The 15,313-nt window shown below is 43.2% G+C and carries 12 protein-coding genes; 5 read left to right on the forward strand and 7 right to left on the reverse strand.

Features of this window, described 5'->3' with window-relative positions; genetic code table 11:
• Positions 1-128: 128 nt before the first annotated feature.
• Genes CDH51_RS05585 through CDH51_RS05595 form a run of 3 tightly spaced genes read right to left on the reverse strand, consistent with a single transcriptional unit; the run spans position 129 to position 3,142 of the window.
• Positions 129-1,169, reverse strand: a complete 1,041-nt coding sequence (locus CDH51_RS05585; protein WP_100627655.1) for an MBL fold metallo-hydrolase — start codon at positions 1,167-1,169, stop codon at positions 129-131.
• Between the two features lie 4 nt (positions 1,170-1,173).
• A complete protein-coding gene (locus CDH51_RS05590) occupies positions 1,174-2,082 on the reverse strand; it encodes a helix-turn-helix domain-containing protein (protein ID WP_100627658.1) in 909 nt (302 codons plus the stop codon).
• 1 nt (position 2,083) lies between these two features.
• Positions 2,084-3,142: an NAD-dependent epimerase/dehydratase family protein gene (locus CDH51_RS05595; protein ID WP_100627660.1), complete on the reverse strand. Its 1,059-nt coding sequence runs from the start codon at positions 3,140-3,142 to the stop codon at positions 2,084-2,086.
• 199 nt (positions 3,143-3,341) lie between these two features.
• Between CDH51_RS05595 and CDH51_RS05600 the strand changes: the two genes are divergently transcribed.
• Genes CDH51_RS05600 through CDH51_RS05610 form a run of 3 tightly spaced genes read left to right on the forward strand, consistent with a single transcriptional unit; the run spans position 3,342 to position 6,207 of the window.
• The gene (locus CDH51_RS05600) at positions 3,342-4,478 is read left to right on the forward strand and encodes a Re/Si-specific NAD(P)(+) transhydrogenase subunit alpha (protein WP_100627662.1); all 1,137 of its coding nucleotides are present in this window, start codon (positions 3,342-3,344) and stop codon (positions 4,476-4,478) included.
• A gap of 3 nt (positions 4,479-4,481) precedes the next feature.
• Positions 4,482-4,793, forward strand: a complete 312-nt coding sequence (locus tag CDH51_RS05605; RefSeq protein WP_024281668.1) for an NAD(P) transhydrogenase subunit alpha — start codon at positions 4,482-4,484, stop codon at positions 4,791-4,793.
• 1 nt (position 4,794) lies between these two features.
• Positions 4,795-6,207, forward strand: coding sequence for an NAD(P)(+) transhydrogenase (Re/Si-specific) subunit beta (locus CDH51_RS05610; protein ID WP_100627665.1), 1,413 nt, complete (start codon positions 4,795-4,797; stop codon positions 6,205-6,207).
• Positions 6,208-6,246: 39 nt separating this feature from the next.
• Here the strand turns inward: CDH51_RS05610 and CDH51_RS05615 are convergent, their stop codons facing one another.
• The 4 genes from CDH51_RS05615 to CDH51_RS05630 form a co-directional block, all read right to left on the reverse strand.
• Complete coding sequence (locus CDH51_RS05615; RefSeq protein WP_100627667.1) at positions 6,247-6,609, reverse strand: transmembrane 220 family protein; 363 nt, start codon at positions 6,607-6,609, stop codon at positions 6,247-6,249.
• Positions 6,610-6,726: 117 nt separating this feature from the next.
• Positions 6,727-7,263: a gluconate 2-dehydrogenase subunit 3 family protein gene (locus CDH51_RS05620; RefSeq protein ID WP_100627669.1), complete on the reverse strand. Its 537-nt coding sequence runs from the start codon at positions 7,261-7,263 to the stop codon at positions 6,727-6,729.
• A 67-nt stretch (positions 7,264-7,330) separates the two neighbouring features.
• Complete coding sequence (locus CDH51_RS05625) at positions 7,331-9,610, reverse strand: patatin-like phospholipase family protein (protein ID WP_232724754.1); 2,280 nt, start codon at positions 9,608-9,610, stop codon at positions 7,331-7,333.
• A 53-nt stretch (positions 9,611-9,663) separates the two neighbouring features.
• Positions 9,664-11,088 carry an amidohydrolase gene (locus tag CDH51_RS05630; RefSeq protein ID WP_100627671.1) on the reverse strand — a complete coding sequence of 475 codons (1,425 nt, stop codon included), beginning with the start codon at positions 11,086-11,088 and terminating at the stop codon, positions 9,664-9,666.
• 264 nt (positions 11,089-11,352) lie between these two features.
• On the opposite strand from CDH51_RS05630, the gene CDH51_RS05635 reads away from it, so the two are divergent.
• Positions 11,353-13,023 carry a bifunctional metallophosphatase/5'-nucleotidase gene (locus CDH51_RS05635; RefSeq protein ID WP_100627673.1) on the forward strand — a complete coding sequence of 557 codons (1,671 nt, stop codon included), beginning with the start codon at positions 11,353-11,355 and terminating at the stop codon, positions 13,021-13,023.
• A 204-nt stretch (positions 13,024-13,227) separates the two neighbouring features.
• Complete coding sequence (locus CDH51_RS05640) at positions 13,228-15,312, forward strand: penicillin acylase family protein (protein ID WP_100627674.1); 2,085 nt, start codon at positions 13,228-13,230, stop codon at positions 15,310-15,312.
• Position 15,313 lies beyond the last annotated feature (1 nt).

Raw genomic sequence — 15,313 nt, forward strand, 5'->3', positions numbered from 1 at the left:
CTGAAAGTCGGAAGCCCGAAGAACGAAGCTTCCGGATTTTAAAACTCTAAGAGCGTACTAGGTAATTACTGCCAGTAAAGCAGCTATCCATGTTTTTTGATTGAAGATAAGAATGCGCTTGTTAGGATTCAATATTCAAGCCACCATTCTTCCCAATCTATATCTGAGACCGATCTCACCTGACCTATCTGAGGAATGATAAAATCCACTTCCAACTCCCTAGCTTTCTGGACAAAATGCTCTACGGGTTCTTTCCAATGATGAGGTGCTAGCGTAAAGCCGGCCCAGTGAACAGGCATGATCTTTTTAGCGAGGCCTTTCTGTGATGCGATGACCGATTCATCAGGAAACAAATGCAGTTGTCGCCAATGCTCATTGTATTGGCCACATTCCATAAAGGCAAAATCAAAGCCGCCAAATCGTCGACCGATCTCTTCAAAATGATCACCAAAGCCTCCGTCCCCACTAAACCAAATAGATTCTCCAGAACTCTGAAAAACCCAACCACCCCAGAGCGTCTGAGCCCGATCCGTCAGTCCTCTTCCGGAAAAATGTCTGGTTGGGGTAAAAGTAACTTGGATTGGACCAATCATCCGATCCTGCCACCAGTCAAATTCATCGATCAAATCGGCATCTACTCCCCATTTCACCAAGTGCCTTTTCACTCCCAAAGCCACCGCATAGCGCTTGGTCTTAGCTTTGAGTTTCCGAATGCTCTCCAGATCCAAATGATCATAGTGGTCATGCGTCATCATCAGCAAGTCTATCTCCGGCAGATCATCGATCATGTCCAAGGTTCCATCCGAAAATCGCTTGGTCTGAAATGGAGCAATCGGTGAAGCATCCGGTCCCATCATCGGATCTATAAAAATCGTCATTCCGCTCATTCGGAGTAAGATGGCGGAATGTCCGTACCAGGAAAACTTAGCGCTAGAACTTCCCTCCAAAAACTTTCCTTGATCAAAAGATTCCATCGGAATCTGACGGTTGGGCTGTCTTGAGGATCTTCCTTTGAACTGTTGGACGAGAACCTTGGGAAAGTCCTTCAGATCTATATTCATACTAGTTGCCTGCAAGTTTTGAAACCTCCCGTTTTTCCAGTTTTCAGATTTACTGTAGTGATCTACTAAGTCGGGGGTCACTTTACCGCCAAATTGATGAAAGGGCATATTCTTAATTTTGATTTCTATACTCCAGAGGAGTCAATCCTGTTTTACTCTTAAATAACTTACTAAAATGCTGAGGATATTCGAATCCAAGATCGTATGCTATCTGAGATACCGGATCAGTCGATCCAAGTAGCTGATTTTTGGCTTTTTCCAAAAGGGCATGATGGATAAACTCCTGTGCATTTCGGCCAGTCTCTTTTCGTAGCATATCACTCAAATAGCTTGGTGACATATTCAGGTTTTCCCCTAAATACTTGACTGTCGGCAACCCTTTTCCTATCAAATCATCGGACTCAAAAAACTTTTGGAGCAGTTTTTCCACCTTTCCGACAACTTCCTGATTCCTATTGGTCCGAACAAAAAACTGTCGGTCGTAGTACCGCAAAGCATAATCCAAAAATAGCTCAATACTATTGACGATTAATCGCTGACTATGACGGTCGATCGGATGCTGGATTTCCCATTCGATTTTTTGAATAATATCCAAAAGAGCCTTCCGCTCTGCCTCCGAGACATGAAGCGCTTCATCAGTTTCATAGTCAAAAAAGCCATACTCTTGGATATTCTCACTTAGAGCGCTTTTTCGAATAAGGTCAGGATGAAACAAAAGCAGGTAATTATCCGGCTTGGGGTTGAATTCATGATTATCTGCTGTAATCACCTGCCCTGCCTTGATAAAAGCCAAAGTTCCTTCCTTGAAATCATAGGTACTTCTGCCATACCCAAATTCACAATCAGCCCCTTCCTTCATCCAAATTTGGAATAGGTCGATTCGTAATCTCACACTTTCAGTCAGCTCCTTAAACTGGATATCAGTCGTACGAATCACCGAGACCAATGGGTGGCTAGGCTTGGGAAGACCTAAGAACTCGTGGGCGTCTGCCACTGAATCCAAAACTAGAATATCTTTCATATCAGATTAGCTGGTGATCAATCATATCCTGGAAGGAATCATGCAAAGTCTCCTGAAGCGGTCTGTAGCTCATATTCAGTTCTTTCCTTCCCTTAGAATTATCTACTTTCCAAGTAATATTGACATTGTTTCGGATAAATTTCCTGGTGATGCTTTTATTCACAAGCGGACCGATGAGCATCAAAAGCCACTTTGGAAGCGCACCGCTGGGGACCTTGTATTTGTCTCCGTATTCTTGATGAAGAATTTTCGCCATTTCAAGCATGGACGAACTATGCGCACAGATGATATTTCTTCCATTTGCCTCCGGCAAAAAGCCCGCATTGAAATGAGCTTGAGCCAAATCCCGAACATCAACCACCCCAAGTCCTAGGTTTGGCACGCCCATTTTTAAGGTACCATCACCCAATTGCTTGAGGATTGTGAAGCTCTCTGAGGTCGCAGTCTTAGGATTGGTAGCGGGTCCCAAAACCAAACAAGGGTTGAGCGTGACTAAATCCCATTGATTTTGCGATTCAGCAATCTTCCAAGCCTCTTTTTCTGCCAAAGTTTTAGAATAAGAATAAGGCTGGTACTCAAGCGTAGCTGTGGTATTCCAAATCTCTTCTGTAAGAATTCCATTTGGCGTTTGGTGAACATCACTTGCATCTGTGTAGATAGCAGCACAGCTACTAGTCACTACAACTCGCTTTACTGAAAGGGTTTTCGTGGCTTGGTTCAGCACATTTCTAGTTCCTTTCAAGGCCGGGTCTATTAATTCTTTCTGGGGATCTTTGACATCCAAGGTAAAGGGAGATGCGGTATGATAGACCAATTCGCAGTTTTCCATTGCTTCCGCATAGCTACCTTCATCTAAAAGGTCTGCCTTAAAAAAACGGATACTCCCAGGACTATCTGCTGCAAGCTTCTCCAAATGACCAATTTTAGATTTATTATCGGGGTTTCTGACGGCTGCATGCACAATCAATCCCTCATCTAGCAGTTTTTTGACAATCCAGCCCGCAACATATCCCGTGGCTCCTGTCACCAATACAGGTTTACTTTTATCTATATTTTCCATTTCAGTATTTTTTGATAGATACAAAGTTCTGATATACCCGATTAATCAAATTATACATATTGCTGATGTATGTATACATATCAGAGAATAAGTCATTAATAGTCAAGTTAGCCATTCTTAAACGATTTGCTTATTCTGATGATTTTCATTTGCCAAATAAACTTTTAACTTTAGATAATTCAGTTTTAACCACCTGTCCATGACCATTGGCCTTTTGAAAGAACCCGAGGGGGAAAATCGGGTCGCACTTCTGCCAGAAAGTGCCAAAGCCCTCATTCAGCTACAAGTTCAAATAATCGTAGAAAGTCGTGCCGGCGAAAAAGCTTTCGCCTCAGACAAAGATTATGAAGCGATAGGAGCAAGTATCCATTCCCGCGCTGAAGTACTTCAAGCAGACTTGATTCTAGGAATCCAACCCCCCTCTGAGGAGGAACAACTTTCCCTCAAAGATAGACAGGTCCTTGTCTGCCTTTTTCAGCCTTTATCCAATAAGGAGCTCGTAGAACGCTTTTTGGACAAAAAAATCACCAGCTTCTCAATGGACAATGTACCTCGTACCACCAGAGCCCAGGCGATGGATGTCCTCTCGTCCATGGCTACGGTAGCAGGCTACAAGGCAGTGCTGATGGCAGCTAGCCATTCGCCTAGATTTTTTCCCATGTTTATGACTGCTGCAGGTAGCATTATTCCTTCCAAAGTCTTGATACTCGGAGCAGGAGTGGCTGGGCTTCAAGCGATAGCCTCCGCACGAAGATTGGGTGCAGTGGTAGAGGCCTTCGATGTGCGGGCAGCAGCGGAAGAAGAAGTGAAAAGTCTCGGCGCTAAATTCGTCAAAGTGGAAGGTGCCAAGGATGAAGCAAGTGCAGGGGGATATGCTGTGGAGCAAAGTGAGGAATATAAAGCCAAGCAGCAGGCTCTCATTCAAGAGCATGCTAAGAAATCAAACATCATCATTTGCACTGCTCAAATACCCGGAAGAAAGGCCCCTGTATTAATCACCAAGGAGACCGTAGCGGAAATGGCTCCTGGATCAGTGATTGTAGATCTTGCTGCCTCCACAGGGGGGAATTGTGAACTTACCGAGAATAATCAAATCATCGAAAAACATGGGGTTACCATTATCGGTGACTCGAATTTACCGGGAACTATGCCCATGGATGCCAGTAAGATGTATGGCAAAAACATGGTAAATTTCCTTAAACTCATCATCGGTAAGGAAGGCGAACTCATGCTGAATTGGGAAGATGACATCGTACAAAATACCTGCGTGACACATCAAGGAGAAATCCGAAGCGAACGCGTTAAAAAAATCCTTTACCCATCCGAAATCAATTGATAAATGGAAGAAATACTGAGTTTATTTTATGAAAACAGAGAGTTTATCTTTCTGATCATCGTTTCGATTTTCCTCGGTATCGAGGTGATTTCCAATGTCCCCGCGGTATTGCACACTCCGCTGATGTCCGGGGCTAACGCCATCCACGGCGTAGTCATTATCGGCTCCATTATCATTATGCTTCAGGCCGACCCTAGCAATTATTATGCATTGATTTTAGGGTTTCTAGCTGTGATTCTGGGGACCTTGAATGTAGTTGGTGGTTTTGTGGTCACCAATCGAATGTTGGAAATGTTTAAGAAAAAAGCCAAGTAATATGAATACAACTATACTTGGACTTAGCATTCTGGAGCTATCATATATTGTTGCATCGGTCACTTTTATCTTGGGACTCAAGATGCTCTCCAGCCCAGATAAAGCACGTAAAGGCAATCTGATTGCCGGATACGGAATGGGACTTGCCATTGCAGCGACCATCTTATTCAAAGAAGAATTTTCCGCCGATAAATGGCTGAATTACAGCTTGATTTTAGCGGGATTGGTAATTGGGACAGTAATCGGAATGCGCATGGCCATCAAAGTGAAGATGACCGCCATGCCTCAAATGGTCTCCTTCTTCAACGGAATGGGTGGTGCCTGTGCGGGGGTAATTTCCTTGGTGGAATTTGATCAACTGCGGCACGGAGGGGAAATCTCAGCAGGAATGCTGATCGTGATTTTACTTGGATTGATTATTGGCTCGGTATCCTTCTCAGGTTCTATGATCGCCTATGGGAAACTTGAAGGAAAAATAGCAGATAAAGCACTTCCAGCAGGTCAAATCATCAACATAGGTTTGCTAGTCGCAATTTTTGGATTGGCTGGATATTTAGCTTTTTCAGGACACTTGAGCATGCCGCTGATGTACACACTGCTTATCCTTTCCTTATTGTACGGAGTATTATTTGTGATGCCAATTGGCGGTGCAGATATGCCGGTTGTGATCTCCCTATTGAATAGTTTCACAGGAATGGCCGCTGCCTTTGGAGGCTTTCTTTATGGAAATCAGGCCATGCTTACCGGTGGTATTTTGGTGGGATCAGCTGGAACGATCTTAACTGTGTTGATGTGTACTGCCATGAACAGATCCCTTACAAATGTGATTATTGGGTCATTTGGAGGTGGTGGGGCTGCAAGCACCAAATCTGGTGAGCAGGGAACCATCAAAGAAATCAGCGTAACAGATGCAGCGATTCTACTTGCCTATGCCAATAAAGTAAGTGTTGTACCTGGCTATGGTTTGGCAGTAGCACAGGCTCAACATACGGTTCATAATCTGGAAAAAATACTGGAAGACAAGGGAGTTGACTTAAACTATGCAATCCACCCGGTAGCAGGTAGAATGCCTGGCCACATGAATGTACTTCTAGCCGAAGCAGATGTCCCCTATCCTAAGCTTTTGGAAATGGAGGATGCCAATGAAGATATGGGAAGTACTGATGTGGTCTTGGTCATTGGAGCCAATGATGTGGTCAACCCGGCTGCTGAAAATGATCCTTCCAGTCCTATTTATGGAATGCCAGTTGTCAAAGTCTGGAATGCTAAAAATATCATTGTACTGAAACGCTCCATGGGTAAGGGCTATGCGGGGATTGAAAACGAACTATTCTTCCACCCGAAAAACCGAATGCTATTTGGAGATGCAAAAGATTCGCTTGAAAAGCTGATAGCAGAGCTTAAAAACTTATAAAAAAAGCTGGCCAATTAAAATCTGGCCAGCTTTTATGTTTTATTTCTTCCAAGACCAGATTAATCCCGGAAGCATCACCAATGCTACAATCAATAATCCAAAAGACTCTCGCCCTTCTTCCATTTCGGGAGTTTTCATGGTAAGGTCTCCTTGTTCGATTTCTTGACCAATCCAACCCGATACGGACTCAGGCCAAAAGTAAATAGCTCCAACAAAACACGCTATGACAACGATAGTCAAAGGATACCTAGGGAAGATCCCTCTAATGCCCATCAAACAGAAAATAATCGCGACTGCATACACACTCACCCAAACCTCAGGGTCAGGATCGTTGAACTGCCAATAGGAGAATAATGCAAAAGCCACTATCCAAAAGCCATAGAAATATTTCCAGAATTTCATGTGTTTATAATTTTTTCTTAAAGGTCACATGGAATCCCTGCCTGCGGTAGGCAGGTCGCATTTACAATCATACTATCCTATACCGATTGCTAAATGCTCGATTTCATATCGTGTAAATTAAACTAATCCTTCTTTGGCAGGTACACAACCTTTGAAACCTCCAGCAGCTACCTTGTACCCATGATAATCCACCATAACTTCTCTCACGGTGGTAAATCCATAGATCGTTTGTGATTTCATCAGTTGAAAGAATCGCTGATCCTTCTCGTTGTCCGAATTAGACATACTGAGGAGAAGCTCTTCTCTTGTTTGTTGATCCGAGCTCAGGAAGTCCAACTTTCCTAAATGGTCAAGTCCTCTTTTGATTATCTCCTGATCTTCACTTTCGTAGCAATGCTCAAAAAGACGCAATAAAAACTTATCAGTTCCCGTACTGAGCGCACCTATCGGCTGTGCATTTTCAGGAGCAATCGACGGAATGCCTTCAGGTATGATGGTATCCGCTACTGCGCTCATTAATTTCTCTTGCTTGTAGCTAAAAAAACCTTGATGGGTGAGTTGGTCTGCCAACTGCCATTTCCAATCAGCTAGGATCAACCCTGCGATGCCTATTCCTCCGGCACCTAATATTTTTAGCGATTTCCTACGGTCCATGGGCTTCTATTTTGGGATAAATTAGAGTTTTTTCACGACCCTTCCTCGGAGAATTTCAAAAAATCCATCATCGGTCTGTAAAATTGAAGGATAGCCCCAAGGATAGATGGAATCTGATTTTTTCATCTAAGGAATTAGACCCAACACCTATTGTGATCGGCCCCAAAATAGACTGGTAGGAGGCATCGACCCCATAACCCCATAGCGACTGCCCTTTCATATTTCCCCAATCAGTGAGTGGAACATGTTCTGAATAGCCGAGAAAATTCAATCCCGAACGCAGGTATAGCTTTTTGACCGGCAAATATTGCAAGGCCAGCCCAAGCTTGGCAAAGTTTGGAGTTGAAATTTCACCATAATTCAATCCATATAACTGGGTGTCTCCAAAGCGTACGGTCTGATATCCACCAACAAGATACTCTCGGAAAAACTTGCTTGCTTCTTCATTTGACAAGACCAATCCTACAGCACCTTGTGGAAGTAGTTGAAGATTTCTAGAAATTGTAAAAAATCTGGAATACCTTCCGTAAACTGAGAAATACGGATTCGGGATAAAGCCTTTGATCAACTCTTCTAAATCATCCTTTGGAATACCAATATCCTCACCAAAATCAGTGTTTAGAAAAAGCGTATCAACTCCAGAGCGAAGATTGAGTGATAGCTTAGATTCAAATCTAAAATTCGCTTCAAGCAAGCCTTCCGCGCCTTTGGTTGGGAAATTTCTGTCATTCTGACTATTTCTATAATAGCGTCCTCTAATTCCAAAATAATAATCCGTAGAGTTCCTAATGTCCTCTGGAATCGAAGAATTGAACCTTATACGGGACCTTTCCAAATCATAAACAGCTCCAAATGACCAGGATTCTTTCAAAGAATTCACAGTCATCAACTGTGCTTCCACACGTGAATTACGAATGATGTTTAGCTGACTGGGCCTGCCATTTTCATAGCTGGGAAATTCTTGCCTGATATAATCAGACCGAAAGTTAAAAAGGACCTTTTTTTCTTGGCCAAGGTATTTGTAGTAGTCAAACCTGATTTTTGGATTTTTTGAAATATCAGTAAGGATGACTGCCCTTGAGGAATTCCCTATCCAATTTCTAATGGTAAGATTGAATAGCAGGCCTGCTGAAAAAATATTATCGTAATGGAGTGAGGTCGAAAGTGTATGGGAGGGTTTCTCTTTGGTACGAACGACCATTTTGTAGTCTCCATTTTGAGCCTTATTGAGGGAGTAGTCTACTTTGTAAAATCCATTGATTCCAAATACATGTCTAATCGACTCTTTAGCCATGGATGGAGTGATCGTATCTCCAGGATCTAAGTCTAGTTTTGATTTGATAAAGGAATCCGAAAAAAGGCTATTTCCTTTTATTTCAATCTCGCTCAACCGAACAGAACGATTATCCGGAGTTGAATACTTTTCTATTGGAGGCAAATTCAAACTATCAGCCACACCCTGAAAATCAGCCAAGTACAACTGACCTGTTTCGTCACCAAGTTTTAAAATAGCTTCATAGGCTCCAAAACTCCCGGTGGAATAAGGCCCCAAATCTGGTTTAATGTAAAGATCTGTTTGGTCGATATTCTCTTTGGTCAGTCTTAGAGATTCGGCCATAGCGAGCTGAGTGAGTATCGCTGCAAATCCATTTAAGTCCTCATAATCTAGAAAATCTTCATCACTTACATTGACTCCAATCACAAAGTCTGCTCCCATTTCCCTGACCACATCCACCGGAAAATTATCAACTATACCACCATCTACCACAGCGGTCGTATCAAATTCGAATGCTGTAAAAGCCGTCGGGATTGCAATGCTGGATCGTATAGCATCATGCAAATATCCATCCTTAAAAATCACGGGGCGCCCCCCCTTGATATCAGTGGCAATACACCTAAAAGGTATCGGAAACTCATCAAATGAGTCATAGGCATTGGAGGGCCAAGAATAATAATGAAGGACTTCAGAAAGCACTTGACCTTCAATTAGGCCGGATGGAACTGACGGCTTCCAGTTTTCTAGGGGGATTTCTAACAAGTACCGATTATAGTATTCTTTCTCTTCGAAGGAAATATCCTTGAAATCAACCCGGTTTGAAATAATCAAATCCCAGTCAATAGATCGAATGATTTCCTCCAATTGGTCAGCACTGTAACCTAAAGCGTAAAGACCGCCTACGACTGAACCCATACTGGTACCAACCACATAGTCTGGCCTGATACCTGCCTCTTCCATCGCTCGGATGATTCCTACATGAGCTATTCCTTTTGCTCCTCCACCACTTAATACGAGGCCTATTTTGATTCTCTCTTCATCTGATTCTTGGCAAAATGAAGACAAAGGCATCCCCGCAAGGATGCCTATCAGAAAAATTATCGGTAGAGAAATCCTAGAAGAGATCACTTTCTATAATCTAACGGTGCCTCTCTATCTCCAACCAAAGCCTCATAATTGAAACCTGCACCTCTGCGTCGGTTCAATTCTTCATTTGCCTTGGTAGCGATTTCTGGATTTTTAATTACATCCAAAGCTGTCAAGGCCAATGTTTTTGCAGCAACCATCATACCCTTCGCACCGATTGGGGTTCCACCGGCAGCTACTGCTTGCCAAGTGTGGGCACTTGTACCAGGTACCCAAGTAGCTACTCCCAACCCGGCTGTGGGAACCAACCAACTTACATCCCCGACATCGGTTGATCCTCCGGTTCCAGTTTCCCGCACCATAAACGGATCAATTTTCATCGCATCCTCTGCCGGATTGATTGATAGGTCAGGGTAGCTTTTGATCAGTTCTTCTGCAAACTTCTTATCCTCTTCACTGTATTGGACACCACCAATGATTTCCAAATTCTTATGCATCACCCGAGCAAGGGTTTCATTGGGTAAAAGGTTATAAACACCATTAATGATTTCATACTCCATGGTAGTCTGTGTTCCTTTTGCAGCTCCCTCAGCTGCTGCCACCATTTTTTGGAAAATATCCTTCACCACTTTTACATCTGGATGACGGACGTAATGATAGGATTCTGCAAAGGCAGGAACAACGTTAGGTGCTTCACCTCCGCGGGTGATCACATAGTGCATTCGAGTCTCCTGAGGCACATGCTCACGCATGAGATTGACCATGAAATTCATCGCCTCTACTCCGTCCAGTGCAGACTTTCCGCGCTCCGGAGCGGCTGCGGCATGAGAAGCTACTCCATAGAATCGAAATTTTGTGGAAATATTTGCCAGGGAGGAATTAGCTCCGGCATTATTTCTGGAACTTGGGTGCCAATGAAGCATGATATCTACATCATCCATCAATCCAGCTCGGGCCATGTAGACCTTGCCTCCACCACCTTCTTCAGCTGGTGTTCCATAAACTCGGATAGTTCCTTGACCTCCGTTAGCGTCTAACCAGTTTTTGACAGCAATCCCAGCAGCTACTGAGGCAGTACCAAACAAATGGTGTCCACATGCATGACCCGCTCCACCCTCAACTACTGCTTCGCGAAAAGGAGATGCTTTCTGCGATACCCCTGGTAGCGCGTCGAATTCAGCCATAATTCCAATGACTGGCTTTCCCGAACCAAACTCAGCCACAAATGCAGTAGGTATTCCGGCTACCCCAGCCTTAACTTCAAATCCAGCTTCGGAAAGTGTTTTTTGATGTAAAGCAGAGCTTTCGCTCTCGAGGTATCCCAATTCTGGGTTTTCCCAGATCTGCATGGCAATTTTAGTGTATTGATCAGTTTTTGAATCAAGTTCTTGAATCACTGATGACTCCTGAGCTAAGACCAATACTGGAATCAGTGTAATTAAGAAAAGAATGAGCTTCTTCATTTAAGGTGGATTTAATTTTGGTTTTTTCGATTTGATATTGTTATGAAAAATAAGCCTAATTCGAGTCAGACACAAAACCTGCAGCTAATTTTGATTCTGAGGCTTGTTCCTCTCACAGATTTTTTTTGAGTGATTTTTCTTTTGTGACCACTGTCACCAATTTATTTTTTTTCCAATAAGTATCTTCATGGCATAATGGAAGAGAATTTTCTTTCTCAAAATCAGAAACTTGCCAAATATTAATTGCAATAAACCCATCTATTCATGAAGTATTCTCGAAGGAAATTTATGTCTCAACTTGGTGCGCTAGGTGCTGGAACAGGGCTTTTGAGCCTTTCTCCTCAAGTGGCCCAAGCAGAAGCAAAAAAACTTAAGCCAAAATCATTTAAGCTTACCATTCTACAAACTACTGATGTCCATTGTCAGATTCATCCGCATGATGAGCTTTTCTGGGAAAATGGAAAAGCTGTATATCGCAAAACGGGTGGATATGCGCATCTGAAGGCCTTTTTGGACCAAGAAAGAGAAAAAGCCGAGCATTGCCTAGTCATGGATACAGGAGACATGTTTCAAGGTTCGGAGCTTTCCGTAAGAACCACCGGTGAGGCGATGGTGCCCATCCTGAATGAAATTGGATACGACCTTTACCTTCCTGGAAACTGGGAGGTAGTGTATTACAAGCAGGCCATGCAGCACCTTCTGGGATCACTACATGCTCCTAAAATCTGCGCGAATATGTACCATGATTTAGGAGAAGGCAAAAGAGGTGAATTGATCTTCAACCCTTATCATATTTGGTCGGTAAATGGGGTAAAGATTGGATTTTTGGGATACACGGATCACTTGGTTCCAAAAAGGCAATCACCCAATTATTCAAAGGGAATTCTATATACCAAGCCTGAGGAAAACTTGGCTCACTATGTAGATGTACTGCGAAATCAAGAAAAATGTGCCTTCGTTTGTATCATTGCCCACTTGGGTCTCTCCCAACAAATCAACTTGGCAAATCTTCCCGAGTGTGAGGGTGTTGATTACATTTTGGGTGGTGACACCCACGAGCGCGTAAGGAAACCTATCCAAGGTACGTATGCTAAAGTAGTGGAACCGGGAGCTTTTGGCTCTTTTGTAGGAAAGCTTGAACTCACTATCGAAGATGGTAAGGTAGTCCAAGATGATTATGAGCTCCTGGAAGTCACCTCAGATAAGATTACGCCTTGCCCAGTGGTAACAGAAATCGTTGATCAAAATGAAGACCCATTTGAAGAGGACATTTACAAAATAGCAGGATACAGTACCGTGCCACTTTATCGATATTTTGTAATTGAAAACCCCATCGATACGATGATTTTGGACGCCATTAGCTGGCAAGTTCCGGAAATCGACATTGTTCTTTCCAATGGTTTTCGATTCTGTCCTCCACGGACTACTCCGGACGAAACCGGAAATATCCCAATCACAAATGGTTATATCTTCGATATGCTACCGGTCGATTCACTTATCCGAACAGGAAAGGTTAAAGGCTCTCAGATTGCTGCTTGGCTGGAAAAAGAACTGAACAATGTTTTTGCGAAGGAAGCTTCGAAGCGATTTGGAGGTTGGGTAATTAAGTTCCGAGGAATGGAAGTAGAGTTTCTAGCCTTTGGAGAGGAAGGAAATAGAGTTCAAAAGGTCACTGTACATGACAAACCTTTGGAAATGGATCGTGTATACAGCATCTGTGCCTGTGAGCGAGATGGGGATCCTGATGATATGCTTTGTCGCTTTACCGGTGTAATGGATACCGAGAACACAGAGTACACACTCCATCAAGCGGTAAAAAACTATTTGGCTGAGCACTCTCCTGTGACGCCTATTCCACCAAAATCGGCTGTAGCTTTGGATGCTCCTGCTACCCTATTGACTCAGGTTTATGGAGTAGATTACGAGTTTAGATAGACTTTTAAGAAAGGTATTTATTCACCGAAAAGCCGGCATTTTGTCGGCTTTTTTTATTTGGTTTTGTCTATTTAAAAAATAAACTGCTAATTCCAATTCCAAAATTAAATCCATGAAATCGAGCATGACGCGAGCGACAAACAGAGGGAGGATTATAATCCATGCGAGATTCCATCTGACCAATAAAAGTCAAAATATAAACAGATGAAAAAGTCTTTTTTTGCGATCCTAGCAGTGCTCCTCATTCAGTCCTGCCACAGTGTACTTCAACCTTCAGACTGGGACACCAGTAAGGTTCAAATAGCTCGGGATGAATTTGGAGTACCCCATATCTTTGGTGAAAAGGATGCCGACGTAGCTTATGGCTTGGCTTGGGCTCATGCAGAAGATGATTTCGAAACCATTCAAAAAACCCTTTTGGCAGGGAAAGGCCTAGTAGGTCGGGTATACGGGGAACAAGGCGCTGCCGTGGATTTTTTTGTTCACCTTTTAGAAACCCAAAAGATTGCCAAAGCAAAGTACGAGGATAGCTTTTCAGATGAATTCAAAGCAGTACTCGAAGGCTATGCTGCTGGAATGAACGACTACGCTGAAAGTCATCCCAAAGAGGTTTTGTATTCAGGAGCCTTTCCTGTGACCCCTTTGGATATCACCTCAGCCTACATTCTATCTCTTGCTCAAATGTCAGGTGCTGATCGAGCAGTTCAGCAAATTGTAAATGGAGAAGCCGGAAAAGTCCTACCGGACTCTAATCCAAAAGGATCCAATGCAATTGCCATTCACTCTTCCCGAACAGAATCAGGCGAAAACTTTCTGGCTATCAACTCTCACCAACCCCTGGAGGGACCAGTTTCCTGGTATGAGGCGCATCTCCACTCCGAAGAAGGTTGGAATATTTTAGGTGGATTATTCCCCGGTGGAGCCATGATTTTTCATGGAGTCAATGAACATTTGGGTTGGGCTCACACGGTCAACTTTCCTGATTTGCTAGACACATACCAATTAGAAGTCCATCCGGAAAATCCCGATCAATATAAAGTGGACGATGAATGGCTCGAACTTGAGGAGCGGACTATCTGGCTAAAGGTCAAACTTTGGAACTTCATCACTTTGCCAGTTCCAAAAAAAGTATGGAAAAGTATCTATGGTCCCACTTTGGTCACTGACAATGGCACCTTTTCAATAAAACTAGGCGCCCTAGATCGGATCGGGGCTCCTGAGCAATGGTGGCGAATGAATAAGGCTCAGAACTTCTCAGAATGGAAAGCTGCTATGGAAAGCGTTCAATTGACGAGTTTTAATACCGTCTATGCGGACAAATACGATACGGTATTTTATGTAAGCAATGCGCTTCTGCCGATTCGTAACCCAAAATACGAGTACACAGAAACAGTTCCTGGAAATACCCAAGAAACCAACTGGAGTAGTTACCATACTTTTGAAGACCTTCCTCAGTACTTGAATCCAGCTTCCGGATACCTATTCAATACCAATCATAGCCCATTTACTGCTTCCGACTCAGCAGACAACTTAGATCCAAACAACTTCGCAGAGGAAATGAATTTTTCTCGCCGGGAAAACAATCGCTCCACCCGCTTTCGGGAAATCATGCCAAAAGAGGGGTTGCTGAGATGGGAGGATTTTGAGCGAATCAAATTTGATGATCAACTACCTGAGGTATTAGCCTTCCGAACTAATATGGATGCCCTTTTTTCACTTGATCCTGAAAAATTCCCTGAGATTAAGACTCAAATTGAGACACTTAAAAACTGGAATAAGCGTGGAGACGTCAACTCTGAAGGCGCTGCTCTTTTTGCTTTCAGCTACTATTATTGGTGGGAGAAATTTGAAGAGAACGGAAGAAAATGGGAGACTACTTTAAGCGAAGAAGAAGCGGCGGAAGGACTCATAAAGGCCAAAGAACATTTTGAGAGCCATTTTAGCAAAGAACTAGTCACTTTAGGTGAATACCAAAAACTCGTCCGAGGTGAGAAGGCATTGCCACTCTGGGGGCTGGATGATGTGATCACCGCCATGCGATCCGAGCCTTGGAAAAATGGTATGCGAAAAGGAGTTCAAGGTGAATCCTATATCATGATGGTTCGATTCGGGGAAGGACTACCTAAAATTGAAACCATCAATGTATTTGGTGCAAGCAATCGTCCAGAAAGTCCTCATTATGATGATCAAATGGAACGTTTTTTAGCCAGAGATTTAAAACCCATGAGCCTCAATAAGGAAAGCGTTCTAAAAGATGCAGTACGAGTTTACCACCCGGGAGAGGAATAGA

It is taken from the genome of Algoriphagus formosus (genome assembly GCF_002807035.1).
Lineage (GTDB): Bacteria > Bacteroidota > Bacteroidia > Cytophagales > Cyclobacteriaceae > Algoriphagus > Algoriphagus formosus.

What these genes read in the sequence shown, in the direction of transcription:
- CDH51_RS05585 (WP_100627655.1), bottom strand. Translation starts at nt 1,169, where the DNA reads ATGCCCTTTCATCAATTTGGCGGTAAAGTGACCCCCGACTTAGTAGAT.
- CDH51_RS05590 (WP_100627658.1), bottom strand. Translation starts at nt 2,082, where the DNA reads ATGAAAGATATTCTAGTTTTGGATTCAGTGGCAGACGCCCACGAGTTC.
- CDH51_RS05595 (WP_100627660.1), bottom strand. Translation starts at nt 3,142, where the DNA reads ATGGAAAATATAGATAAAAGTAAACCTGTATTGGTGACAGGAGCCACG.
- CDH51_RS05600 (WP_100627662.1), top strand. Translation starts at nt 3,342, where the DNA reads ATGACCATTGGCCTTTTGAAAGAACCCGAGGGGGAAAATCGGGTCGCA.
- CDH51_RS05605 (WP_024281668.1), top strand. Translation starts at nt 4,482, where the DNA reads ATGGAAGAAATACTGAGTTTATTTTATGAAAACAGAGAGTTTATCTTT.
- CDH51_RS05610 (WP_100627665.1), top strand. Translation starts at nt 4,795, where the DNA reads ATGAATACAACTATACTTGGACTTAGCATTCTGGAGCTATCATATATT.
- CDH51_RS05615 (WP_100627667.1), bottom strand. Translation starts at nt 6,609, where the DNA reads ATGAAATTCTGGAAATATTTCTATGGCTTTTGGATAGTGGCTTTTGCA.
- CDH51_RS05620 (WP_100627669.1), bottom strand. Translation starts at nt 7,263, where the DNA reads ATGGACCGTAGGAAATCGCTAAAAATATTAGGTGCCGGAGGAATAGGC.
- CDH51_RS05625 (WP_232724754.1), bottom strand. Translation starts at nt 9,610, where the DNA reads ATGCCTTTGTCTTCATTTTGCCAAGAATCAGATGAAGAGAGAATCAAA.
- CDH51_RS05630 (WP_100627671.1), bottom strand. Translation starts at nt 11,088, where the DNA reads ATGAAGAAGCTCATTCTTTTCTTAATTACACTGATTCCAGTATTGGTC.
- CDH51_RS05635 (WP_100627673.1), top strand. Translation starts at nt 11,353, where the DNA reads ATGAAGTATTCTCGAAGGAAATTTATGTCTCAACTTGGTGCGCTAGGT.
- CDH51_RS05640 (WP_100627674.1), top strand. Translation starts at nt 13,228, where the DNA reads ATGAAAAAGTCTTTTTTTGCGATCCTAGCAGTGCTCCTCATTCAGTCC.